General features: G+C 35.2%; 24 protein-coding genes. 3 read left to right on the forward strand and 21 right to left on the reverse strand.

Annotation, left to right across the window (positions count from 1 at the left end):
* Positions 1–46: 46 nt before the first annotated feature.
* From H5118_RS05250 to H5118_RS05325, 16 genes are all read right to left on the reverse strand, one after another.
* On the reverse strand, positions 47–1,213 hold the full coding sequence (locus H5118_RS05250; RefSeq protein WP_182748027.1) for a nucleotide sugar dehydrogenase: 1,167 nt from the start codon (positions 1,211–1,213) through the stop codon (positions 47–49).
* Between the two features lie 373 nt (positions 1,214–1,586).
* Positions 1,587–2,669: a UDP-N-acetylglucosamine--undecaprenyl-phosphate N-acetylglucosaminephosphotransferase gene (wecA, locus tag H5118_RS05255; protein ID WP_182748030.1), complete on the reverse strand. Its 1,083-nt coding sequence runs from the start codon at positions 2,667–2,669 to the stop codon at positions 1,587–1,589.
* Between the two features lie 54 nt (positions 2,670–2,723).
* Entirely contained in the window at positions 2,724–3,833 is a 1,110-nt protein-coding gene (locus H5118_RS05260) for a glycosyltransferase family 4 protein (RefSeq protein ID WP_182748032.1), read from the reverse strand.
* Positions 3,834–3,863: 30 nt separating this feature from the next.
* Complete coding sequence (locus tag H5118_RS05265; RefSeq protein ID WP_182748034.1) at positions 3,864–5,063, reverse strand: O-antigen polymerase; 1,200 nt, start codon at positions 5,061–5,063, stop codon at positions 3,864–3,866.
* Positions 5,064–5,081: 18 nt separating this feature from the next.
* The gene (locus H5118_RS05270) at positions 5,082–5,852 is read right to left on the reverse strand and encodes a hypothetical protein (RefSeq protein ID WP_182748036.1); all 771 of its coding nucleotides are present in this window, start codon (positions 5,850–5,852) and stop codon (positions 5,082–5,084) included.
* Positions 5,845–6,462 (reverse strand): haloacid dehalogenase-like hydrolase, encoded by a 618-nt coding sequence (locus tag H5118_RS05275; RefSeq protein WP_182748038.1) that lies wholly within the window; start codon positions 6,460–6,462, stop codon positions 5,845–5,847. The genes H5118_RS05270 and H5118_RS05275 overlap by 8 nt, the downstream gene beginning before the upstream one ends.
* Positions 6,463–6,470: 8 nt before the next feature.
* Positions 6,471–7,292, reverse strand: coding sequence for a glycosyltransferase (locus H5118_RS05280; protein WP_182748040.1), 822 nt, complete (start codon positions 7,290–7,292; stop codon positions 6,471–6,473).
* A gap of 95 nt (positions 7,293–7,387) precedes the next feature.
* Positions 7,388–8,281 (reverse strand): glycosyl transferase, encoded by an 894-nt coding sequence (locus tag H5118_RS05285; RefSeq protein ID WP_182748042.1) that lies wholly within the window; start codon positions 8,279–8,281, stop codon positions 7,388–7,390.
* A gap of 31 nt (positions 8,282–8,312) precedes the next feature.
* A complete protein-coding gene (locus tag H5118_RS05290) occupies positions 8,313–9,404 on the reverse strand; it encodes a polysaccharide pyruvyl transferase family protein (protein WP_182748044.1) in 1,092 nt (363 codons plus the stop codon).
* Between the two features lie 34 nt (positions 9,405–9,438).
* A complete protein-coding gene (locus H5118_RS05295) occupies positions 9,439–11,175 on the reverse strand; it encodes a thiamine pyrophosphate-binding protein (RefSeq protein ID WP_182748046.1) in 1,737 nt (578 codons plus the stop codon).
* 144 nt (positions 11,176–11,319) lie between these two features.
* The gene (locus H5118_RS05300) at positions 11,320–12,195 is read right to left on the reverse strand and encodes an SDR family NAD(P)-dependent oxidoreductase (protein WP_182748048.1); all 876 of its coding nucleotides are present in this window, start codon (positions 12,193–12,195) and stop codon (positions 11,320–11,322) included.
* Between the two features lie 2 nt (positions 12,196–12,197).
* The gene (locus tag H5118_RS05305) at positions 12,198–13,724 is read right to left on the reverse strand and encodes an oligosaccharide flippase family protein (RefSeq protein WP_259397893.1); all 1,527 of its coding nucleotides are present in this window, start codon (positions 13,722–13,724) and stop codon (positions 12,198–12,200) included.
* Between the two features lie 53 nt (positions 13,725–13,777).
* The gene (locus H5118_RS05310; protein WP_182748050.1) at positions 13,778–14,908 is read right to left on the reverse strand and encodes a hypothetical protein; all 1,131 of its coding nucleotides are present in this window, start codon (positions 14,906–14,908) and stop codon (positions 13,778–13,780) included.
* Between the two features lie 387 nt (positions 14,909–15,295).
* Positions 15,296–17,545, reverse strand: coding sequence for a polysaccharide biosynthesis tyrosine autokinase (locus H5118_RS05315; RefSeq protein ID WP_182748051.1), 2,250 nt, complete (start codon positions 17,543–17,545; stop codon positions 15,296–15,298).
* Between the two features lie 15 nt (positions 17,546–17,560).
* Complete coding sequence (locus H5118_RS05320) at positions 17,561–17,995, reverse strand: low molecular weight protein-tyrosine-phosphatase (protein ID WP_182748053.1); 435 nt, start codon at positions 17,993–17,995, stop codon at positions 17,561–17,563.
* 12 nt (positions 17,996–18,007) lie between these two features.
* Entirely contained in the window at positions 18,008–19,123 is a 1,116-nt protein-coding gene (locus H5118_RS05325) for a polysaccharide export protein (protein WP_182748055.1), read from the reverse strand.
* Between the two features lie 259 nt (positions 19,124–19,382).
* Here H5118_RS05325 and H5118_RS05330 point away from each other — a divergent pair, with 259 nt between their 5' ends.
* Positions 19,383–19,535 (forward strand): hypothetical protein, encoded by a 153-nt coding sequence (locus H5118_RS05330; RefSeq protein WP_182748057.1) that lies wholly within the window; start codon positions 19,383–19,385, stop codon positions 19,533–19,535.
* Between the two features lie 98 nt (positions 19,536–19,633).
* On the opposite strand, the gene rfaH is transcribed toward H5118_RS05330, so the two are convergent.
* Positions 19,634–20,116 (reverse strand): transcription/translation regulatory transformer protein RfaH, encoded by a 483-nt coding sequence (gene rfaH, locus H5118_RS05335; protein WP_182748059.1) that lies wholly within the window; start codon positions 20,114–20,116, stop codon positions 19,634–19,636.
* 417 nt (positions 20,117–20,533) lie between these two features.
* Between rfaH and H5118_RS05340 the strand changes: the two genes are divergently transcribed.
* Both H5118_RS05340 and H5118_RS05345 read left to right on the forward strand, forming a co-directional pair.
* A complete protein-coding gene (locus H5118_RS05340; RefSeq protein ID WP_182748061.1) occupies positions 20,534–21,907 on the forward strand; it encodes an MBL fold metallo-hydrolase RNA specificity domain-containing protein in 1,374 nt (457 codons plus the stop codon).
* Positions 21,908–22,068: 161 nt separating this feature from the next.
* Positions 22,069–22,521, forward strand: coding sequence for an REP-associated tyrosine transposase (locus H5118_RS05345; protein ID WP_182712107.1), 453 nt, complete (start codon positions 22,069–22,071; stop codon positions 22,519–22,521).
* Between the two features lie 197 nt (positions 22,522–22,718).
* On the opposite strand, the gene H5118_RS05350 is transcribed toward H5118_RS05345, so the two are convergent.
* The 4 genes from H5118_RS05350 to H5118_RS05365 all read right to left on the reverse strand — a co-directional run bounded on the left by H5118_RS05350 (position 22,719) and on the right by H5118_RS05365 (position 26,044).
* Positions 22,719–22,994: a hypothetical protein gene (locus H5118_RS05350; RefSeq protein ID WP_182736676.1), complete on the reverse strand. Its 276-nt coding sequence runs from the start codon at positions 22,992–22,994 to the stop codon at positions 22,719–22,721.
* 207 nt (positions 22,995–23,201) lie between these two features.
* Entirely contained in the window at positions 23,202–23,345 is a 144-nt protein-coding gene (locus tag H5118_RS05355) for a hypothetical protein (protein WP_182748063.1), read from the reverse strand.
* A 49-nt stretch (positions 23,346–23,394) separates the two neighbouring features.
* The gene (locus H5118_RS05360) at positions 23,395–25,329 is read right to left on the reverse strand and encodes a nucleoside-diphosphate sugar epimerase/dehydratase (protein ID WP_182748064.1); all 1,935 of its coding nucleotides are present in this window, start codon (positions 25,327–25,329) and stop codon (positions 23,395–23,397) included.
* A 166-nt stretch (positions 25,330–25,495) separates the two neighbouring features.
* A complete protein-coding gene (locus tag H5118_RS05365) occupies positions 25,496–26,044 on the reverse strand; it encodes a sugar transferase (RefSeq protein ID WP_182748066.1) in 549 nt (182 codons plus the stop codon).
* Positions 26,045–26,049: the final 5 nt, after the last annotated feature.

Raw genomic sequence — 26,049 nt, forward strand, 5'->3', positions numbered from 1 at the left:
GCCTTTAGCCTTTAGCCTTTAGCCTTTAGCCTTTAAACTTTGTTTATTAATCGCTACCAAACAAATCGCGAGTATAAACTTTGTCAGCAATATCACTGAGCTCTTCAACCATACGGTTAGATACAACAACGTCAGATATTTGCTTAAATTCATTTAAGTCTTTAATTACGCGAGAGTGATAAAATTCGCTTTCTTCTAGTACTGGTTCGTAAACTACTACCTCAATACCTTTAGCTTTAATACGCTTCATAATGCCTTGAATAGCAGAAGCTCTGAAGTTATCAGACCCTGTTTTCATTACTAAACGATATACACCAACCACTTTAGGGCTACGCTTAATTATTGAGTCTGCAATAAAGTCCTTACGCGTAGTATTAGCATCAACAATGGCACCAATAATATTGTTCGGTACATTTGCATAGTTTGCACGTAGCTGCTTAGTATCTTTTGGTAAGCAGTAGCCACCGTAACCAAACGATGGATTATTGTAATGGCTACCTATACGAGGGTCTAAGCTAACACCCTGTATAATTTGTTTAGAGTTTAAGCCATGTGATTCAGCGTAGCTATCAAGCTCATTAAAATAAGCCACACGCATAGCTAAATAAGTGTTTGAGAACAACTTAATAGCTTCGGCTTCTGTTGAGTCAGTAAAAAGTACTTCAATATCTTCTTTGATAGCACCTTGCTTAAGTAAGTTAGCAAACACACTTGCGCGCTCACTTTGCTCACCTACAACAATACGCGAGGGGTATAAGTTATCGTGTAGTGCTTTACCTTCACGTAAAAATTCTGGCGAAAATATTAAGTTACTAATGCCGAGCTTTTCTTTTATACCTTGCGTAAAACCAACTGGTACCGTCGATTTAATGACCATAACTGCACTTGGGTTATGTGCTGTGGCATCTTTAATTACAGCCTCTACAGAGTTTGTATTAAAGTAGTTATTTTCAACATCGTAATCGGTTGGAGTCGCAATAATTACAAAATCAGCATTTTTATAGGCAGCTACTTTGTCGGTAGTTGCTGTAAAATTTAAGTCACTACGTGTTAAAAAGTCACTAATTTCGGTATCGACAATTGGTGACTTTTTATTATTTAAAAGTGCTATTTTTTGTTCATCTATATCTAATGCAACCACTTCATTGTGCTGTGCTAGCAACATAGCGTTAGAGAGGCCTACATAGCCTGTACCTACTACGGCAATTTTCATATTAATCCTTTAAGATTAGTTAATAATTAATAAAATGATTCTATCAGAGTTATAAATTAGGCTCTAGCTAAAAGACTTTAGCCAAAATGTAATATCAAATGATATTACTAAAGGTTTTTACAGAATAATAAAAATGAGAAAGAAATGAAAATATTGAAATATACACCAATCAATACTCTCTAATTTACTGCACGGCTATGTAATTTAACATTATAAAAAGCGAGGTATAAAACCTCACCTACGATATATGTCAGCTGTAGGTGCGAATTTACTTCGCGCTCATGTAAACTAACTTTACCAAAAGCGGAGCGTAAAACCTCACCTACAATATATTCATCAAGTAGGCACAAATTCTCTTCGCACTCTAATAGTTTTACTTACTCGCAGAATATTGTTTTTCTGGCAGGTCTAACTTACGTCTAAAAAAGTTTATAATTTTACAGTAATTAATTAGTACAAGTAAGTAACCTGCAAACACAACTAAAAAACTATAAAACATTAAAAATTCGGGTATTACAAAAACCTCACCAATTATGCCTATACCTGCAAATACAGATGCAATTGAGCATATTAAAATAAGTGTTTGTGTAGGCGAGCAGCCCAAGCGCTGGCAAATATGGTGTAAATGTTCACGATCGGGCTTAAACGGAGATTTACCTTGTTTAACACGGCGCACCATTATCGCAACCATATCCATTAATGGTAGTGCAATTAGCCACAATGCGGTTACAGGTCGTATCATAGGGTTCCCTGGGGTTTGGCTTGCGCCAATTAATAGCCAAATAACCGTAAAACCAATCATCATACTACCAGCATCGCCCATAAACACTTTACGCTCACGGCCTATAAGGCCCAAGTTCATAATAATATAAGGGATCATACACACGACCAATAATAAACATAAATAACTTAAGCTTTGCTCATTAGCCATATTAAGTAAAATACCAATTGCACCAAATGTAACTACAGACAGCCCACCTAAAAGACCATCGATTCCATCAACCATATTAAAGGCATTGATACAGCCTATAACGGCTAATATAGTAATTAAGCCACCTACATAACCATAGCCCAAGCTAATGTCGCCAAACCCTAATATATCTCCAAGTGTAACCAACTCTGCTTTAGCAAAGTAAATCATTGCGATAGATATAAGAGTTTGTACCAGCATACGTATTTTTACACTTAAGTCATACCTATCATCTAATGCACCAACAGCTGTTAAACCTACAATACAGCACATATACAAGTTAGCATGGTTAATCATACCTGGGTGAGAATATATGTATTGCACTATGGTGATACATATAGCTACACCACCAACAAGAGGTATATTACCTGTATGCATTTTACGGCCAGATGGCTTGTCGACTAACCCTATTTTTCGAGCTGTTTTTCTCATTAAAAACAAACTGGCAAAAGCAATAAAAAAGGTAAACGAGAGATCTAAAAACATATAGTATTCCGATACTGAGGTAGGTAATTACTTACAAAAATTAATAACTAGGTTTTAAAGGCTTTTTAAAGCAAGTAGGTATTTTTTTATCACTATTTTTTCATCAAATTCATTTTCAATTTTACGGCGACTGTTAATACCAAGTTTAAGGCGTTCAGAATGTGACATGGTTATTATTTTATCTAGAGCATCAGTTAGGCTTTTAGTGCTTCGGGGTTCGCAAATAAAACCATTAACGCCATTATCAATAGTTTCTCTACAACCTACATTGTCGGTTGTAACTATAGGTTTACCCATAGCGCCAGCTTCAAGCAAAGATTTTGGTACGCCTTCGCGGTAATATGATGGAAGTACCATACAATCTACCTGCGCTATCTCCGCTTCAACATTATCAGAGGTACCTAAATAATTGACTACGCCTTCATCTACCCAAGCATTCATTTGTGCTTTTGAAACCGCTGAAGGATTATCAACATCTAAAAAACCTAATAGCCTAAACTCAACACTATTGCCGTATTTACTTTTGAGTGCTCTTGCCGCTTCTACATATTGCCCTATACCTTTATCGAAAAGCATACGAGCAATAAGTAAAAAGCGGGTAACACCATCGTCAGGAGCGGGTGATACAATAAAGCGGGATAAATCAGCGCCAGAACCAGGCAATCTATCAGACTTGACATTCTGGGCAATTCGGTGAGATTTAAATAATGCTCTATCATCTTCATTTTGAAAAAAAATAAAGTCAGCTTTGCTTTGGCTGTATTTATACAAAGCTCTAGCTATTTTAGAAGGAACACTTTCATTAATAAATAATGTGCCAAGGCCTGCAATATTATTTATAGCTTTAACTCCAACTACTTTCGCTGCAAGTGTGCTGTAGATATTGTTCTTAGGTGTAAAGTTTAAAGACACGTCAAATCTATACTCTTTATATACTCTATAAAAATCATATAAAGTACATAGATCATTAATTGGGTTGGTTCCTCCACTGTCAATGTTTATATTTATAAACATACAACCCAGTGCCTCTAGTTTTTTAGAGTAAGTATCTCTAGGCGCAATGGCATACACTTTATGTCCTTTATCAAGCATTGCTAAAATTGTGTTTTTTCTAAAGTTATAAAGGTACCAGCTAGTATTAGCAGTAATTGCAATTGAATACATTATTCTCTCTTTATATTTTAAACGAGGGCGCTATTGTTTTTTTAATCTCAATCTGAGGATAAATACAATCCCAATTACGGCTGTAATTAACCACCAATATTTCAATTTATTATAAGTCCAATAGTAGAACATTAAGCTATTTGACAAGATGCAAATAGAAAATATAAAAGTATAGATAACCCCACCAAAACGAGATAAACCTTTATATGACCAAGCAGTAAAGAATGCAGCCACTAACAATATTACACCTGCAAAAACTCCAAAAACTCGATAACCAGCATTAAGAGCCGTGTACATGTTATACCTGAAATTGAGCTGAAAACCTTCTGTTACCATTATGACTTCAGAGATCCCTTCTGGTTTCGGTAGTTTAGGCGGATACCATAAACTAAAACCATAGTCAGAGTTTATACCATGGGACTCAATAACAAACATTAGATTATAATAATTTGGTATTACATAATTAAATAGGGCTTGGTACCAAGTAACCTCTTCAGATGCACCTCGAACATAAGTAAAAAATAGCCATAAAAAAACTATAAATAGGCCTATCACGGAAAGAAGAAAGCGTATCCTAATTTTATCTGCGTATAAATAATATAAAATAAGGGATGGAACGATGACATCATAAACTGTGAATTTGATACCATGGCATATTGCTGAAAATATCATAACTAGAACTATAATTTTACCGTACCTTATATTTTCTTTATATTTAAATTTAATTAATGAATAACAAAAGATTGAAATCATATGAAAAAAATAAAAATAATTAACAATACTTTCACTGCCAAATGCTTTCTCGTAACCTCTAGCATTAAATGCGGAAGAAGACATAGCATGAGAAATTAAAGAGTTCAGATTATAAACGAAGGCTATAAAAGAAATAAAAGAAGTAATAAAAAATAGCCTAGTAATAATTTTTAGTTCGCTACTCCCCCCCCCTACTAATCCTTGCTTTAAACTTTTAGAGTCTTTACCAATAATAAAGTTTGATAAAATAATTGATGTAACAAAAAACATGCAGCTTAAAATAAATAAATAATAGTAACTTTCTGTCAACGATGGTTTTGCTTGATATAAAAACAGTTCAGTATCGGCACTACCAATAGTAATAAATGATATTGACATTAAAAATATTAATGGAGCTAGCGATAAAGAAATTATTTTTCTATTACTCCGATCTAAACCCAAGGCTATAAAAAAGAAAAATAAAAATATTAATATCATTAACTAACTCTTCTGGTGTTATTTATAAGATGGATGTTTATTTCTTTTTACAAAGTTCTTTTTGGCTATAAACGCAGCTAAAACTCTATAAACTAAAAAATAAGACGAGATAATTAAAAAACCTTCGTTACCAGAAAAAATAAATACCGTTATAAATACTATTAAATAATAAAAAACTCTATATAGATCAAAGTTAGTAATTACTTTATTTAAATATGAAAGACCGTACTTAACCTTGCATGCATGTTCTATAGTTCTACAAACTGGGAAAATGAATAAAATGAATAGCGCGGTATTCAACTCTATAAAATAAGCAACTGGTAACAAGTATCGGCTAGACACCAAACCAAAATAAGTAAAAATATTAAAACGATTCCGTATCACATTATGCATATAAAATATAACTTGAATTATACTAAAGGCAATTATTAGATATAAAGAAAAATCTCCACCCCATAGTAAGTAACTACTAAAAAATAGTGCTATGAACCATAAGAAACATAGTAATATAGCTTTTTTATAAGAAAAATTAGTAGGAAGCTTATTAACTCTTTCTGTAGGATTTACTTCATTTTCAGTAGTAATGTTATCGTTATAGATATAGCCAATCTCGTAGCTACTCATACAGACAAGAAAAGTTAATAAAATTTGAAATAAATTAGCCCACCCTAATTGAAGCACTGATATTAAAGCTAATGCAAAAGGAAATATAATAAACCAACTTAATCGTTCAGCCTTTGTCTTGATTCTAGTCTTAAATGTATACTCAAAAGGAAGATAACTATACATTAATCACCTCAACATTTTCACTGTAGTCAAAAGCTTTATATCTATTACTCATTTTGTGGCGAATAAAATAAAAATTTTCTACCATAAATGAGCAAGCGAGATCATCTAAGTTATCAGAATAAAAAGCTGAAGCACTATCTATATAAAGATGTTTATTTCCTTTGAGATCTTTCGAAATAATACCAGTGTACTTTTCATTTTTAATTTCTAACTCGCTGCATTGGAAATAAACACCATATAGCTCAGCTATACTTTTTATTACTGGCTCTATCGATGCGGAAACGAGCACGACATTATTATTTTTCTTTAATTGAGTAAATTCGTTAAATATAGATTCTATTTTTTTATTTTCCAAATTCGATCTAACAAACTCAGCTGCAAGATATTCAACATCTGATACTAATTCTCCCTTAAGTGTACTGATGATTAACTTTCTTATCGATATATTTAAAAATCGATGCATAACTTTACCTAAATTACCAGTTAACCGTTTAATAAAAAAACTTTTTAACTTATTTTTTTTATGCATATGGTAATATTTTACAAAATCAAATGTAGTATTTGAGAAAAAAAGAGTTCCACAGACATCAAATATAATTGTTCGGTTCATTAGTAATCCTAATTTGAACGAAAAAGTAACCTTTTAAAACAAAGCTTTAAAAATAAAATGATATTGTCTTTATCATATTTAATGAGAGTTAACTTCTCATTATTCAGAAAAGCTAATCTAAGCCTATTATATGATATGGAGGATCTAGACATACTATCTTTATGTTTATTATAAAATGCATAGTAAGAATCACGTTCTTTAATACTCTTAGTAATACGAGTGGCTTCATGACTAACGTCCATGACATAAGAGCACTTATCAATACGTTTAAACTTTCCAAACTTTAAAGCCAATCTATACCAAGTATCTTGGTCTTGTAAGCGTTTAAGATTTTCATCAAATCCAGCAATGTCCTTTACTCTTTCAAGATAAGTAAATATTTGATTACCAGCTTGATTAGTTTTTGTTAATTTATCAGGATTAAATACTCGCTCCCCACCTAGAAATCTCTTATATAGTTTATTACCATTATTAATCTGGTAATTATCACATATAAAAGAAAACTTTTTATCAAAGTTTTTATATAGTATATTCAATCGACTGGGCAAAAAATAGTCATCATCGTCCAACCCAGTGTAAAACACGCCGGTTGCAGAATTAATTCCTACATTCCTGCAAATGTTCGCACCAGAATTCTCTTGCATTCTAATTATTTTCACAATCTGAATACCTTCATATGCATCTAATACTTTTTGTGTAGGGGAATCAGAGCAATCATCGACAATTATTAACTCGAAGTTTTTGTAATCTTGGTTTAAAACAGAATCTATAGCTCTTCTAAGCATTTCACCTCGATTAAAGCTAGTAATAATTACTGAAATTTTATCCATTAAAATCTATCTTCTGATATTGTATAAAGGGCTCAAGCTTATCTTTATATTTTAAAGATAAAAATGAATGTAGTATTTTAAAGAAAAATTTAATATCAAATTTTAAGTTTATATTTTTCAAAAACAGCTTTTACTTGGTTATCGTTACCATCGTTTTCTTTATTATCATAATAAAGAGCTATATCCTGAGATTCTTCTAACAACAAAAATCGATTCCAAAATTTACGATTGTCACTTACTTTTTTATGTGTTTTACCGTTTAGTAACGACATAGCTTTAAACCAAATATCATCAGCATTTGGAGCTAAGTCATTAAAGCTATTTATCTTTAGACATTCTTCGTTCAGTGATCCATAAGGGTAAAAAATTCCACCAACACCAATTGCAATAATGTCGTCACCAGCTACATTACATGATATCTCCAAATTCCATCTTTTATAAGGCAAAGGATTCCCGTCAGAATTAGATTTAATTTGATGAACCCTATGTCCAATTACACAATCAGGAAACTGGATATGTTCCTTATAAAGTAGCTCAACCATATCATGAGGGTATAAGATATCGTCATCAATGGTGATGATGTTTGCTTTTGGATAATTCTGTAATGTAGGTATTAATTTTTTATAGGAGCGATAGTTTGGACAAAAATAAATCTCTAACCCTCTTTCCATTTGTTTTTTTAAAATAAGTGGAATTGTGTCTAAAGTGAACTCAGTTTCATCTAACCATAGGATTAAACGGTTCGGTTTAAGTGTCTGTTGCGCTATAGACTCTACAACTAGATGTACTTCATGAATTCTTTTACTATAGGTGGTTAAGCTTACAATCAACTCTCTTTTGTAGTCATTACCAACAGAAGTAATAGACTTATTTGATGTCAAAGCTTCATTCAATAAATAATTTCTGCGATTGCTTTGTTCAAGTTTCAACTCAAACTTTTCGATTACACTTTTGAATTTTTTTAAAAAATTTAATATCTTACCCAACACTACTCTTCCTAGTTTGAATTTAAATTACTATTTATTTTGTTAAGGAATTTTCTAAATACTTTTCAGATATGCTTCTTAGTTTAGAAAGCTGATTATTAGCACGTGTAAAATCTATTTCTAATTCACTAATATCATCAATATCATCAATACTATTGATATGACGTTCTTGCAACTCTACTGAAGTAAGTAATCCCGATGACCGCAGATCAACCCCATTATTAAACTTGATAGTAAAAAAGGGAATCTCATTAATAATAGAAAAAACTGTACCGTGGAAGCTTGTAGTTACTACAAAATTTGCATTTTTAAATAATGATAAAAATTCAATAGGTGAAGCTGTCGTTATCTCATTACTAAAACTTTCACCATTTAGCTTTGAAGAAATGACCTTTACTTTCAGATCCATTCGCTTTGCTATCAGATCAACTACAGCTTGTGTATTCTCATTCTTTTCTACTTCATAAACCAATAAATAGCGTTCTGTAATATCTGAATGGCCTACTAACTTGTCCCACTCGGCCTTCTCTAATAATAGGGTCGGATCAAGGTTAATTGAATGGTTTAGCGAGAACTTATCATAAATCATGTCCCCTAAAGATGATTCTCTTACTCCTAAATTTTGTAAAGTAGAGAGCTTTTCTTTAAAGTTTTCTGTAAAATTTACTTCTGTCATACCATTTCCCATACTTGCTGCATAAGAAAAAATATTATCCGTTATAATCTGCTCATTTATCCCAAAGTAAATATCTTTGATATTTTTTGTGATGTTTGGGTTCCATATTTGATCACTGCCCAGAGCTACGCTGTCAAATTGAATTGATTTATTACCTAACTTACATATCGGCAAGTAATTTGCGATAAAATCCATAAAAGCTACATGCCTTTTTTTTCTTCTGCTGTAATCAAGGAGCAGCTTTACCCACGCTTTAGCATATCTAAGGTATTGTTTACCATTTAATGTTGGGTATAAGCTATATTTTTCGCCAACAAAATCTTCTTGATCCTGGATAAATACAGGATCAAATCCCATCAAACTTAGTTTACGGTGTAAAGCATAAGCCTGCAATACAGCACCGTAGTTGTGAGCATTATGAAAAGTGACAATCCCTACTTTATTCGACATAAATAGTTTTAAACCTTTTTAATTACAAAAATAATTATTTTTTTAGTACTTTTTTTAATGCACCAATCCCCTTAGTGCCTAGCATTTTTTTGGCTGTACTTTTGATTGTTTGAGTTTTATCGTCAGTAATATTTCTGATAATTTCTAAAGCTTTACTTTCTAAATCGCTATCAGTGAAAACCTCAAAAACAAGTGGACGTTTAGTAGTTTCAGAAGTAAGAAATTTTTCGCTCATTGATGAGAAGCTAGTTTTGGTGGATGCCGTCATATATTCAAAACCTAAATTTTCAACATATTGCTTAACTAACGTTGGAGATTTATTACCATAATGTTCTGCTGCTGCAATAAAGTCATCTGCCTTTTCACCAAAATATGCTGCTCCACTATTATACTGCCTAAACTCTGTACCTTTACCATTATTAATTAGCATGATTCTTAAGTTATTACCTACATGGCGGTTGCCAATAGCATTCATATCATAAAAGAAAGCTAGATCACCTAATACACAAAAATATGGTTTTTCAGGTTCACTTAATGATGCACCAAGAATTGACGATAATGACCCATCAATCCCAAAGCCACCTACATTTGATGCAGAAGTAACTGTTTTTGGTATTTCATAAAAGTTCCACGAACGCAGACTATTTAAGATACCTAAATGAATAATTGAATTTTCAGGTAGCCTTTGAGCTAATTGTGAGGCCACCCATATATTTGAGAAGGGTAGCTCAGGGATTTTACTTCTAATCTCATCAAGGCCATCTCTGCACATTAAGTAATAGCTATCATTCCCTAGATCACCATTACTATAGGCACGAAAAAAACAAGACTCTTTCATTTGGAAAACGTTAGTTAACTTTCTGAAGGTGTCCCTTAATTCACCATCTTCACTAACACGCCATACCTCTCTACCAGCAACACTCAAAGTAAAATAATCTCCACTTACTTCACCTATATGTATTAATGTATCTGGAATATAGTTCGTTTTATTTATAGATTCTTGTGTTGCGAGTAAGGCAAGTAGGACACGGTACTTACCCTTATAATTACTAGTATGATCACAAAAAACAACGGCATTATTTATTGCGCAAAAATTATCAACTGCTAGTGTCTCGGCTTCCGTCCATTTTTTATGAGAACCGACAAAGACAGCAACTTTTCCTTTTAGAACAGGGAGTTCATCCCCCATAGTAAAACGCTTTATCACTCGGTATGCGGGTAGCGCTTTACTTTCAAAAGGTAATTTATACGTGGTTGGTAAATTTATGTGTACTGGCCCACCACCAAACCTTGTTAACTCAAGCATTGCCTTGTTAACTTTAATCTCACATTCCCATTTATCTTCATCATCTTTAACTATCGGTAAGTCAACACTTAGGTTAACAATATCATTTTGTATAGAACTCCTATCAATAACCTGGGCAATATGGTGACCGATTCTCGCTGTTGCTTGAGTTGATGTTATTGCAAGTACTGGAAGTTTTCTATAATAAGCTTCAGTTAACCCAGGTATGTAGTTACGAGATGCAGTTGCACCAGTGCAGCTAATAGCTACAGGCTCACCACTTTCTTCCGCTAAACCGCATGCCATGTATGCAGCTGATCGTTCATCTACTGAAGAATATACGGTGAAAAAAGGATCATTTTGAATGCTTCCTACTAAAGCAACATTTGTTGCTCCTGGGGATGTAATTACTTTTTTAACCCCATGGGCTTTTAGTAACGAAATTACAATTTGCGCATTGATCTCTTTTGTATATTGCTGACTCATAGGGCCTTTACCTTTAAATATTTCATACTGTATTCACAATTAAATAAAGCGGTGGTAATACATATTTGTTACAAAATTACTAACTTGTACATTCAAATTCGTTTACGGCAACATTATTAGGGGTTGATTCTAATTAAGTGTTGCTTAATGTACTTTTAATATATAACCACCATCGCAAACTATAGTTTGTCCCACAATAAAGTTTGTAGAACCACTCATCAAAAATATTGCCAATTCAGCAATCTCTTCTGGCATAACATACCTTTTGGCTGATGTTAATGAATCATAAATATTGTCATTACTATCTTTATTTAACATCGAGGTAGCAGTTCTTCCTGGGGCAATTCCGTTTACAATTATTCCATGCGGTGCTAGTTTTTTACCCAAGCCCTCAGTAAGACCAGCGACATCCCATTTCGTCATACCGTAAGGAATGGCTGTACCATAAAAACCACTTGTAGATGATATATTGATGATTTTCCCTTTCTCTCTGCATTTAATTAGATCATTCGCTATTGCTTGGCTTAAAAAGTATATTGATTTAGAGTTTACTTGGTAAGTTTTATCCCAAATATCTTCTGTAGTAGTAAAAAAGTTTTGGTCTAATAATATTCCAGCGTTATTTACCAAAACATTTGGCTTACCGCCTAGTAGTTTGCTCACATCTTTTAATTTTGAGTGGATAAGGGATATCTCACTTACATCCCACTGAATAATTGACAATAAATCATTGCTTATCTTAAGTTTAGCTGCTTCTAACTTACCCATGTTTCGACCAGTGATTACTACTTTAGCTCCCTCTGAAATCGCTTTTTGAGCAATTGCAAAACCGATACCACTTGAGCCGCCGGTTATTAATACACGCCTACCTGCTAATGTATTACCATAGTTAATTTGAGATATTTGGGCATAAGTTACCCCACCATATTTATAATAATCAATAAAAACACAAAAAAAACGTGATATATTTTTTATAGCTTTTCTTAAGAACCTAAAGGCCTTTTTTGAAAAAGAAACCAATTTTACCCCCTTTTTGTAGACAAAAATTTATTAGATAAATAATCAAGTACGCTTTTTCTAAACTTCTTATCTAATCCTATGTAATACATACAGATCAATGATACAGATATACAAATAAGGACATTAAAAACTGAATATAATAAACTTTCGTGTTGAGCCTGTTTAATATAAAAAGCAAAGCCTGAGCTCATAGCAACAATACATGCCATTGGAGCACATACTTCCATTAAGAATCTACCTTTAGGTAATCCTATTAAGTCTGAAACTATGATTAATCGTGCTATGAACATTAATATATTTACTGTTATCGCAATAACAAAAACACTATAGGCAGGTTGTCCTAACTTTAAGGCGATAAAAGCTAAGACGAAAATTAAAAGCTGCATAGTTCCAAGGATCAACTCATATCCTTTAACTCGACCAGTAGCTCTTGCGGCTGTCGCAATTGGCATACTCAGTGAGAAAATTAATGACTCTATCAATGCGAGCTTTGAGAATAATACAACACTATCTGGAAGTACCTCTAACCATATAGTTAATATCGTTTCCATTTCGACTAGAAGTGGTAATACGAAAATCCACATTAGGAAAAAGGTCAATTTTGAACCATTAAAAAGTAATAGAAATAGTTCATTTTCATTCTTACTCGCATAATTTTTAATTATCGAAGGGGATAATCCGACATTAAAGTTATTAGAAAATATATTTACTTTCGATGAAATAATAATAGCAATTGCCCTAGCAGCAGCTACTGTCGGGTTAAAGAACTGATTCAACAGAATGGTCACAGCTTGGTACCTTGCCACTGTAGTTAATTGGCCTAATAAGCTCCATCCAGTAAATGAAAAAATTTCTTTCATTAAATCAAGATCCCAAAAAAACTTTTTAAATTGGCATTCTCTATATTTCCTTATGCAAACACTGCCATACATAATGGCTATTAAAACTGCTACAATTAAAGTTAGCAGGCCATAAAGCTCGAGTTTATCCCACGATAACCGAGTCAATAGAAAAACAGCCGCTAATTTTAATATTCCTTCCAGTATTGAAATAAATGCAAAGTAATGCATATCTTCATGAGCAATTATTATAGAAATAAAAGGGGCAGTCATAACAGTGAAAAAAAATGTCATTACCGAATAGTGAAAAAGAATAATCGCCGCATCCAGCCTAGCTTCGGGAATATTTAAATGCGTTGTAACAAACCAATATCCACCGATCTCTAGTAAAGCTAACGCAATTATACCGATACCAACATAAATTACTAAATTAACTGAAAATGTAGAGTTTAATAATTTTTCATTATTTTTACCCAGAGCAAACGAAAAAAAACGTTGCGTTGCTGAAGCCATACTAGTACTTAAAAATGAACATAAACCAACGATCCCACCTACAACTGAATAGGTACCATAATCTTCGACTCCAAGAGTATTTAATACAACTCTTACAGTATAAAGACTCACTAGCATTAGAAGAATTTGTCTAAAGTAAAGCATCATTGTATTTTTAAATATCTTTTTACTTATCATTTTCAATTTTTCTCAACTAAAGCATCAAAAATTATATATCAACAGGTGGTGTATTATTTATTATCTAATAGTTTTAACACGAACTCAGCACGATTATCCCAGCAGTTATTTTTTGCGAGTAGTTTTCTTTCTTCAATCTTAGTGGCGTTATTTGATTGCAGCTCTCTTTCTATAAGCTCTATAAAATCTTGTTCTGATGTAGCCACACTTAGTAAATGTTCAGCTTGCCTATCAAAATCACATTCAACAGTAACTACAGGTATACCATAAGAGAAGTACTCTGTGATTTTAAGCGGATTCCTGTGCTTATTAAAACCACTTTGAATGTATGGGCAAATACCGATTGAAAAAGTTTCAATTTGCTCACGTAGTTTCTCGTATTTCATATAACCTAGTGATTCTACATTGATATACTTACGAGTTAATTTTATTACATCATCATTGCTTACATTACCTATTAATTTAATCAAATAGCTTGGGTAATTACTCGCTATTTTATCAACTAATGTTGTATCAAAAGTTTTATCTAACTGACCAATAAAACCAATCACAACCTGAGGTTCTTTTGATACTTCAGTACTACGACTAGAGATTAATGCTCTCGATATTGCATTTGAATAATAGTGTATCCCATTACTTTTAAGGTATTTATAATTATTAAATAAATTGTAGCTAGAAATCAATGTGATGGAACTGTTCTTCACACAATTAGCTAACGTCTTATCAAAGCGATTATCCGAACTAAATTTATATGTAGCGTCACCTTTATAATTATCATAATGGAGGTAAATATAAGGGTTAGATACTTTTAAATAAAGATACTGATCAGGCTTATAAAACCAACTAATAATATTTTTATTATTTGTTCCAGAAAAGCCACGTTTTTTAGCGTACCAAACTTGAACCTTAATAGGAGTTGTTATAAAAAGAGATGTTAAAATACTAGAACGTAATGCCCATCTTAACGGCATTAATACATATAAACTACACACCATAATTTTTGGATAATATTCGGTCTGCTTCTCTACTTTTTTTAAAAGCTTTTTTAAGCCCTTAGTAATTAATTTAGGCGATGTAAAATAAATTGCTTCAGTATCAATATTTAAATTTACTAATGCTTCAATCTCGTTACGCCTATGAAATTTTTCAAAATCATTTGAAATGGAATAGAAAATAAACTTCAAATTAGCTCACCTAATTTCTTAATTACTGACATATTGATTTACCAACCAAGAATTAATTTAAATGTATAAGTTTTAGTTAAAGTAGTTTAATCTCTAATATTTTTACTACGTTCAACTTGACAAAAAATTTAATTTTTTAAATTAGTAAAGCGGAGTTATCAAAAGCTTTATGACAATGCAATTACTCACTAGAAAAAGACTCACTTTATATCTGAATTAAATGAATAACGAATAGCTAATTATAATTTAGCAAAGTATCTTCTTCAATTGATTGATGAACAGTGAGACTTTCTTCTATTTTGAGGCTATCAGTACTGACCAGCTCGTTGTAATACCGTGTTTTTATACTTTTATTCAAAAGTGCCCAATATGCCTTCTTTTTATAAATTATTTATCACTTTTGTATTCGTAGTTATAGTATCCGTAATACCCATATGCATTACTGGCTTTTTTAATTACACCATTAAATACTACGCCTTTTACATCAATACCATTTTGTTCAAAGCGGTTACGGGTTAGGTCTATTTCACGTAAGTGGTTTTGCCCAAACCTTGCCACTAACAACGTAGTGCCTGTATGCGCACTTACTATTGCTGGGTCGGTTACTGCAAGTATTGGTGGGGTATCAATAATTACTATGTCGTAAGCGGCGCTTACTTCTTCAACTAGCTTGCTAAAGTTTGAGTGCATTAGTAGCTCTGAAGGATTTGGTGGTATTTGCCCACGGGTAATTACGCTTAGGCCATCAACCTTTGTAGGTTTAACAACTTGCTCTAAGTTTAAACGGCCCGATAAGTAATCACTTAAGCCATCGTCCCACTTTAAGCCAAACTGTGTTTGCAAATAACCTTTACGCATATCTGCATCAATAATGAGTACTTTTTTACCGCTTTGTGCAAGTACTGATGCTAAGTTAACTGATATAAACGATTTACCTACGCTTGGGCTTGGGCCCGATATAGCAATAATATTGTTTTTAGCTTCCATCATCGCAAAGTGTAAGCTGGTACGCAGGCTGCGCAATGCCTCTACCGCTAAATCGGCGGGGTTATCGAGTGCTAGTATACTTTTAGGTTTATTAACTTTATTTTTGCGGGCTCGCTCGGCAAAGCCTGTTAGTTTATCTTGGTAGTCTGAGTGCGGTACACTCGCGTAAACAGGTATGCCTAGCGCCTCAATTTCAGCTGGGTCTTCAACGCCTTTATGCATTGCTTTTTGTATAAGTACAATTGCAACCGCTAACATGCCACCTAGCATAGTTGCCATTACCACTATTAATGCTTTTTTAGGCTTAACAGGCTTACTGGTGTTTACCTCTGCGTAGTCAATAATACGCACATTACCTACGGTGCCTGCACGTACTATATCAAGCTCTTGTGTTTTACTAAGCAATAATGTGTAAATTTGGTTACTTACCTCAACATCGCGCTTTAAACGGAGTAGCTCTTGTTGAGTTTCTGGTAGGTTACCTACCTCACCAACAAGTTCTTGTTTTTGGCTTTCAACCGCTTCTATTTGCTCTAATATACCTTGGTACGACGGGTGATCTTTTTTAAATTTACGGCCAATATCTAAGCGTTTCAGGTTTAGCTCTTGCAATTTAGTTTCAAGCTTGACAACTTGTTCAAGCACGCCTTGGGTCTCAAGTGTTATGTTTATTGATTGGCGCTTTATTTGGTAGTCGTTAAAGCGTTGCTCTGCGTATTCAAGCTGTTTTTTAATTTCAGGTAATTGTACTTCTAAAAACTCCAGCGACTTTTGCGCCTCAGCGCTATTACGTTCAACATTTCGGCGTACATAAATAGCTGCCACTTTATCAAGCACTTTTTCAGCATAGCTAGGTTTTGTACTTTCTAGACTTAAATTAATTATACCTGAATCTTTACCTTTTTCGCTTGCGCCAATAGCAGCCTGCAAATCTAAAATAGTATTAAGGCGATCTTTACGGGTAATTGTAAACTCTGTACCAGGGCGTGCATTTAAAGTACGAATGGTTAAGTTAAATTTACCATTTGTAAGTTCTTCGCCAACTTTGCCCGATAATATTTGCTCACCGTCTTCATTTAAAAGCGCAAGGCTGTTGTTAGCTTGCGCTACCAATGTAAATGTTTGATTTACTGCTGTACGTGGTACATCAAACCTAAATACATTTATGCTCTCACCGCCCCATGCGTAGCTATTAGCACCAAAGCTTGGTTCTGCTAAGTCGCCATCTTCCACTGGGGTAAATTTACGATAAGCGCGACTACCTATAAACGGGAATAGTTTAGGCTCTGTTAGTACATCAAGCTTTAAAGTGTCTACTGCCTCACCTATTATACTGCGCGACTTTAGTAGCTCTATTTCGGTTACTGCAGCCGATGTACTTTCAAACATGCCTGCCATATCGTCAAAACCAGGGACTGATGCGCCGCCGTCTTCAACTTGTATCATGGCTGTTGCTTGGTAAACAGGGGTACTTAATACTGCATAAATAACACCTACAAACATAAACAACGCAGTTACCACTACTATAAAGTATTTGCGATCGAGCAATGCGCCTAATAGCGCCATTAAATCAATTTCTTGCGTTGGTTGTGTGTTATTAGTGCTTTTATTATTAGCGTTACTAGCGCTGTTATTCGGCTGGGTATTCATTAAATTAGCCATTCCTTATAAATACTTTTGCCAAGCGCTACACGCGCTGTCGATTAATGTGTAAACGTGTTCAAAAGCCTCTTGGCTTTGACGATATGGGTCGGGTATTTCAGCGTTATTAATCCACTTACCGAGTAAAAACGTTTTACCTCGCGCCTCTGGATAACGAGTATGTACGTCGTTTAAATGGCGTTCTTCCATTACGAGTATTACGCTGTTTTGCGCTACTAAGCTTGATGTAAGCTGCTGGCCTTGGTGAGCATCCATATTAACGCCATGTGCAAGTGCTATTTGCTTTGCTTTAGCATCTGCTGGTTTGCCTTCAAGTGCTGTTAGCCCCGCAGACGATACTTGAATATTTTTGCCTTCAAGCTTTTGCTTTAAAACATACTCACCTGTTGGGCTGCGGCAAATGTTGCCTGCACACACAACTAAAACTGAATCAAACATTTTTAAAAACCCTTAGTTTGCAGTTATATCGTCAACACTATCTACAGTAGCGATTGACGGTAATAGTAAGCTAATTACACGGTTCCAACGGGCAAGTGGTGCCGATGTTACATATACAATATCGCGTGGTTGTAGCTCAAACTGCTCAGCTAATACCATTGCAGCTATATTTTTAGCATGTAATTGGTATACGTTTGCAATAATACCAGTTTGCTCTACGTTACTTTTACGCAGTACAAACACACCATTAGCGTCTGCTGTTGCTTCGTTTAAGCCGCCCGAGTCGCTTAGCGCTTCGGCCAAGTTTAAACCATAACGGTTAAGCGTTACTGAACCTGCTTTTTTCACATCACCTAATACAAATATTTTTTGTGCATCGTTACGGTTTACATGCACTATGTCGCCATTTTGTAATAAACGGTTTTGCGAAATGTCACCATGGGCATAAAAGTCATCAAGTTTTATAACTTCTGTTTTGTCGCCACGGGTAAATGTTACTGTGCGCCAATCTGCTGCTGCTGTTAAGCCGCCAGCTTGGTTTAGAGCATCTATTAATGTAAGTGGAATTTCGGTTACTGGGTATACACCCGGCTTGTTTACTTCACCGGTAACGTAGGTTTTTTGGCTTCTAAAGCCAACTACTTTTACATCTACTTGTGGGTCTTCTATTACTCGGCTTAGGCGCTTAACAAGTTCGTTACGTACTTGGTTTATTGTTTTGCCTGCAGCCGGTATATTTGGTGCATAGGCATAAGTAATGGTGCCATCTCGTTGAACACGAAAACCGTCAAACTCTGCGGTACGTTGTACTGCTGCCGGTATTGTGAGCTCTGGGTGATCCCATACGCCTATTGTTAGTACGTCGCCAACGCCTATTTTGTATTCGTAGTTACTTACGTTTAAACCAGCGGTGCTTGAAATTGGTTTAGCTGCTATACGCGCTTGATTTTGTTTATTTATTAGTTGCGAGTCAATTATTTGAATGTTTACTTTTTCGAGATCTTGTTCGAGGTTTTGTGTTTGCTCGCCTGGGTCTATACCTTCAAAGTGGCTGCCTGGTACTATTGTACAGCCGGTCATGCTTAGTATTGCGAGTATTGATGCGAGTGATTTACAGCTTAACGCCATTGTAGAATCCCAAAATTATTTTAAATATTGCACTTACTCACCAACCTTGGTGAGCACTTGTATTTTAGCCGACTAATTAAAGCATGCGCACTATTGTGAAGCAATAGCCTTTGCTTTGTAAAAGCTTTGTAACTAAGTTTTTAATTAGCACTAAAATTATATCAGTGTTTTCACAAGTTATTTATGAAAAAATTTAATTGAAAGCCGTTTTTAGTAAAACACTTAACGCATTCATCACCAATTGTACAAAGAGAAATGAATGAGGAGCCATTTAAATAAGTACTCTATGGCTGCTTACTTCTCTAAAGCGCAGTGCGCTCTTAACCTCTTTGTGAATAGACCTTATTACGAGCTTTGCTCGTCACGCCAGCAAGCTGCGCGTCTACAAGTTAATTTAACCACGGTGTTTTAAGTGCTTTAGGCACGCTTCCGCCCTTAGGTTACAGTTCCTAGTTACTGATATAAAAACTATTTTTTCGCGGCATAAAGCCGCTGCTACGTTTTTAGTTATTATTGCTTAATATCTTTATTATCTACACTTACTTCAATTTTTTGATTAAGTAAGTTAATTAGTAAAATACTGCGCAAGTCGCCATCGGGCTCTTTGTATATTGCTTGTATATTACTGAATGAATCGTTGTTAACATTTACTACATCACCTGTTTTTGGTATTTGTGATTCAGTAGTGTGTGCACGTTCATTTTTTAAATGGTCAATTATGTGCTTAGAAACCAACTGATAACTTGCCCCATAAGAAACAAAACCACCTATTCCACGGGTGTTTTTTACAGCAGAAAAGTTACCATTTTTTGATTCAAGGCATACAAATAAATAATTAGGGAATAAAGCGGTGTGTTTGACGGTCCGACGACCTTTAACCAACCTTTCGGTAGTTAATTGGGGGTAAAACGCTTCAATCCCTTGATTTTGCAAGTTAGTTTTAGCTCGCTCTTCTTGCTTAGGTTTGCATACGACTAAATACCAACATTCCATAGTAGCCCTTAATACACAACTAAATTGCAAAAAATACAATTACAAACTAAACAACGCCGGCATTATAGCCAACATAGAGTACTTATGTAAATAAGCCTTAGCGGTTAATAGCCACTCACTTTAACAAATATTGTTATTGAGTTTAAAGGGAGTAAAGGCCTTGACGCTAGTTTAGTACCTATAAAGCCATGTTTAGATTGGGCTAAACAAAAGTTTAGCCGCGAAAATTTATTAAAAACTTTAATTAATATTTTTAAAAAAATATTAAGCATGAGCGCGAAATAAATTCGCACCTACGAGGTGGGTAAATGCTTCTAGGTAAGGTTATTAATTTAGCCCAAGCGTTATACCTTGAATAATTATGGCTTTACTTCTACCTTAAAATTCAATGTAACAAATTGATGACAAGGAAGCACAATGCAAATACTTCACCACGGAGCGGTTAATGGGGTTACTGGTTCGTGCCACGAGCTGGTAGTTAACAAGCAAACAAGTGTGCTTGTTGATTGCGGATTATTTCAAGGCGAAGACTCAAAAGCCGACCTTTCAATTGAGTTTAATATTACCCATGTTACTGCCCTTATTGTTACCCATTGCCATATTGACCATGTTGGCCGAATTCCTTACTTATTAGCAGCCGGTTTTAAGGGCTCTATTTTTACAAGTATTGCATCGGCCAGCTTATTACCTTTAGTAATAGAAGATGCTTTAAAAGTGGGTGTAACCCGCGACCCTAAAATTATAGCTGCCTGCTTAAGCTTATTGAATAAACGCATAGTAGCTGTTGACTATAAAACGTGGTTTGAACTACCTTGCAAAGGGCCCAGTAAAGCTAAAGCAAGGTTTCAGCGTGCAGGCCATATATTAGGTTCTGCCTACGTTGAAATTGATGTTACAAATAGCGATAACAACAAACATTGCGTTGTATTTTCGGGAGACTTAGGCGCGCCATATACCCCGCTACTCCCTTCGCCTAAGCCGCCCTACAAAGCCGACACTCTAGTTATTGAATCAACCTACGGCGATAAAAACCATCAAGGCCGTAAAGAGCGCACTCAAACGCTAAAAAACATTATCGAACGCGCTGTTAGCGATAATGGCGTGGTGTTAGTGCCAGCTTTTAGTATTGGGCGTACACAAGAGCTGCTATATGAGCTGGAGCAACTCATACATAGCTCATCTAAAAAGTCTAAGTGGCGAGACATTCACGTAATACTCGACTCCCCTATGGCAGCCAATTTTACTGAGCAATACAAAAAGTTTAAATACCTATGGGATAGCGAGGCCAAACGCAAAGTTGCAAACGGTAGGCACCCGCTCGATTTTAAAAAACTAACTACGGTTGATTCACACAAAGAGCATTTGGCTATTATCAACTATTTAAGTTCGCGGCCAACACCAGCCATAATATTAGCAGCAAGCGGTATGTGCACTGGTGGGCGTATAGTTAATTATCTTGAGCGATTTTTAAATGACAAAACCACCGATGTATTGTTTGTAGGTTACCAAGGAAACAAAACGTTAGGCCGCGAAATTCAAAAATATGGCCCGCGTAATGGGTATGTTTTTATAAATGATGCTCGCATTACTATAAACGCAAAAGTACATACAATTAGCGGGTACAGTGCCCATGCCGATCAAAACGGATTAATTAAGTTTGTAACGGGTATGTATAAAAAGCCAAGCCATATAAAAATTGTACATGGCGATGATGATGCAAAAAACGCCTTAGCAGCAAGGTACAAAGAGGTATTAAGTAGTGAAGTTAAAATAGAGATTGGTAAATTGTAGGCGTGAAGCTTGCTCACGCAATTTAATAAATACGTAAAAGCTGCGCTTTTAGTGCGCCAGCAAATAAGGCGCCTATATGGTCACTACACCGAGGATGAAAAATCCACGTAGGCGTGAAGCTTGCTCGCGCAATTTAATTTATTCAAATGGAAATTAATTATATGGCTAACACACATAAACGTTTAAAAGGACGCTGCACTTCGGTAAACGCTTATTACTCTATTACAATTTGTTGTGATTTTCGTAAGCCATTATTTGCTAACTTTTTATGTGCACGGTTAATTGCGAGTGAACTCATTAAATTTTCAAAAAACAATTCACTTAATACTATCTGCTACGTAATCATGCCTGATCATATACATTGGATTTTACAGTTAAATAGTAGCCTTAACCTTTCAAACCTAGTTAGGAATTTTAAAAACATTACAACTTATAGACTTAATAAACATAGCGGTACGCATGGAAGGATATGGCAATCAAATTACTATGACCACAAAATAAGAAATAATGAAGATTTAATAGGTCAAGCGAGGTATATAGTCGCAAACCCTTTACGTGCTGGCTTAGTGGACAACATAAAGAAATACCCATATTGGGATTGTGTTTACTTGTAAAGCGGTGGCTTTAAAGCGCCAGCAAGCAAGGCGCCTACATAGTCACCAAACACCTAGGATAATAATCCACGTAGGCGTGAAGCTTGCTCACGCAATTTGATAAATACGTAAAGCTGCGCTTTTAGTGCGCCAGCAAGCAAGGCGCCTACATGGTCACTACACCGAGGATGAAAAATTCGCGTAAACGTGAAGCTTGCTCACGCTATTTGATGAATACGTAAAAGCTGCGCTTTTAATGCGCCAGCAAGCAAGACGCCTACATGGTCATTACATCGAGGATGAAAAATTCGCGTAGGCGAGAAGCTTGTTATCGCAATTTGATGAATATGTAAAAGCTGCGCTTTTAATGCGCCAGCAAGCAAGACGCCTACATGGTCACTACACCGAGGATGAAAAATTCGCGTAGGGGTTAAGCTTGCTCTCGCAATTTGATGAATACATAAAAGCGGTAGCTTTAATGCGCCAGCAAGCAAGGCGCCTACATGGTTACATACGCCGAAGATAAAAATACACGTAGGCGTGAAGCTTGCTCGCGCAATTTAATAAATACGTAAAGCTGCGCTTTTAGTGCGCCAGCAAGCAAGGGGCCTACATTATCACTATACCGAGGGGGGAAATCCACGTAGCAATTTAATAAATATATAAAAGCTGCGCTTTTAATGCGCCTGCAAGCAAGACGCCTACATGGTTACATACGCCGAAGATAAAAATACACGTAGGCGTGAAGCTTGCTCGCGCAATTTAATAAATACGTAAAGCTGCGCTTTTAGTGCGCCAGCAAGCAAGACGCTTACATGGTCACCATACACCGAGGGGTAATCCACGTAGGCATTTCATTCCCTAAAAACATCAAACTATTGCAATCTATTCGCTTTAGGAGCCACTTACGTTTGGTAAAACTGTAACATTCGTTTGATTATTAAATTTTTGTTTCCAGTTTAAGTCACAAATACCGTCAGTTGGTGAAAAAGCTGTAGGTGCAGTTAAAAGTAGTCTACGTATTTCTTGATGATCAGACTCGTCACATGCAATTTTAAGTTTATCTAAAAATGGGTCGAGCTCAGACCAAGGCATTTTAACTTCTTGTGCACTTAGGATTCTTGGGTGGTCAGTTCCAATAACGTTATCTCCGATGAGCAGCTCTTCAAAGAGTTTTTCACCTGGGCGTAATCCTGTGCACTTTATTTCTATATCACCATTTGGGCGTTTTTCATGTTTAACTTCAAGCCCTGATAAATGAACCATTTTAACAGCTAAATCTTTAATTTTAACAGGCTCTCCCATATCAAGTACAAACACGTCACTACCAACTCCCATTGCTCCCGCTTGAATAACCAACTGGGCAGCCTCTGGTATTGTCATAAAGTAACGGGTTATATCTTGGTGAGTAAGTGTTATTGGGCCGCCTGCTTTAATTTGTTTTCTAAACAACGGTACAACAGAACCAGACGAACCTAAAACATTACCAAATCGAACCATGGTAAAGCGTGTTGTGTCTTGGATTTCAGATAGCCCTTGCAGTACTAATTCTGCCATGCGCTTAGTAGTACCCATTATATTAGTTGGACGTACTGCTTTATCTGTGGAAACCAAAACAAACGTTTCTACATTTGTGTAAATTGCAGCGGTTGCTACATTGTAGGTGCCATAAACATTGTTACGTACGCCTTCAACTACATTATGCTCAACTAAAGGTACATGTTTATATGCAGCAGCATGATAGACAGTTTGAACACTAAAAGTAGAAAATGTTGACTCAACTAATTTTTTATTTTGAATAGAGCCCAGTATTGGTAGTACTTCTATATTTAAATTATTGGTATCACAGTACTCCGACAACTCTTTTTCTATAGCATATAAAGCAAACTCAGAAAGCTCAAATAACACTATTTTAGTCGGGCTGTTCTTAATTATTTGTCTACAAAGTTCTGAACCTATAGAGCCGCCAGCACCGGTTACCATCACAGCTTTGTTAGCTATATTTGCCGACATTAAATCTTGTCGTGGTTGAACTGAATCACGGCCTAACAGGTCTTCTATTTCAACATCTTTGATTTCGTCAAGATTCGTTGTCCCTGCAACAATATCTGCCATGCCGGGAACAGTCATAACTTGTAATTTAAATTTTTCTATTGCGTTAAGTACTTCTTTTCGACGACTGCGAGATGTACTTGGTAGTGCCAATAATATTTTATTTGCACACTTTTGCTTTGCAATTTCAGCAATTTGCGACGGTGCATGCACACAAATACCTTGAATTAACGATAAATGCTTTTTAGGATCGTCGTCTATAAAAGCGACTGGTGAGTATTCAGGGCCATTTGCTAAGGCAGTTGCTAATTGGCGGCCAGCAGAACCTGCTCCATAAATAATTACGCCTTCTTTGCGGCGCATAGTTATTTGGCCAACTACAGCTCGCACGGTTAGCCTTGCACCACCAACAAATAAAATACAAAAGCTGGCATAAATAAAAGGAACGGTGCGTGGTACTGGCGCACTAAGAAAAAAAGATAAAATAGTTAAATAAACGGTCGAAAGTACTACACCGGCAATAATAGCCCACATGGCTTGTGTGTTCATATAGCGCAGCACAGCCCTGTAGAGCCCAAGCTTTACAAAGCTTAATAAACTAAGCGGCAATAATGCTGATAATAAAATCCAAGTATGTGTATTTTTTAAAACGGCGGTGCTGTCTAGCCTTAATAAAAAAGCCAGCCAAAAAGCTACAATTATAAATACGCTGTCGATGAGGAGAGAAATAATTCTTTTTTGAGGACGAGGTAAATTAACTAAAAATTTTAAAGACACAATACATTTCCCTGAAGCTAGCAGATAAGACTACTATTCTATTGATTACAATTTTACTACAAGATGAACAACTATTGCACTTAATAAATAAAGACTATATGTAAATATTTATATAGTCTTTATGTATTTGGTTATTTTTTGTAATTTTTTGTACTACTGCAGCTTACTATTTTACTCTGTCACCGCTTCCCTTACCTGCAACAGTTTGGAATATATAGCTAAAGTAGTTTTTTAAATTTAATGTGCTAATCATTTTATAATCAGTCTCAGCTAATAGCTCTGGTGTAGACATATCAATCTCGTTAACTTGAGCTAAACCTGTAATACCAGGGCGAACATTATATATATTTTTAGCATCACGAGCTTTTGTTAGCTCGTCTTGATTAAACAGCCCTGGGCGAGGACCCACTAAACTCATTTCACCTTTTAATACGTTCCATAATTGGGGCAACTCATCTAACTTTGTTCTACGTAAAAAGCTACCAAATGGCGTAATAGATGATGTACTTGCTAAATGACTTGCTACAGATGCAGTATCTACTGACATTGTTCTAAACTTTACTAACGTGAAAGGTTTTTTATTCTTACCAACACGCTCTTGTTTAAATATAGGCGAGCCTGTATCGAAGAGGCCAATAATGTATAGAATTATTAAAAATGGCATAGCAAGCACTAAACCCGCTAATGAAAACAAAATGTCGAGTATACGAATCATTAATT

This window comes from Pseudoalteromonas sp. SR41-1 (assembly GCF_014164015.1).
In the GTDB taxonomy this organism is placed as follows: Bacteria; Pseudomonadota; Gammaproteobacteria; order Enterobacterales; family Alteromonadaceae; genus Pseudoalteromonas; species Pseudoalteromonas distincta.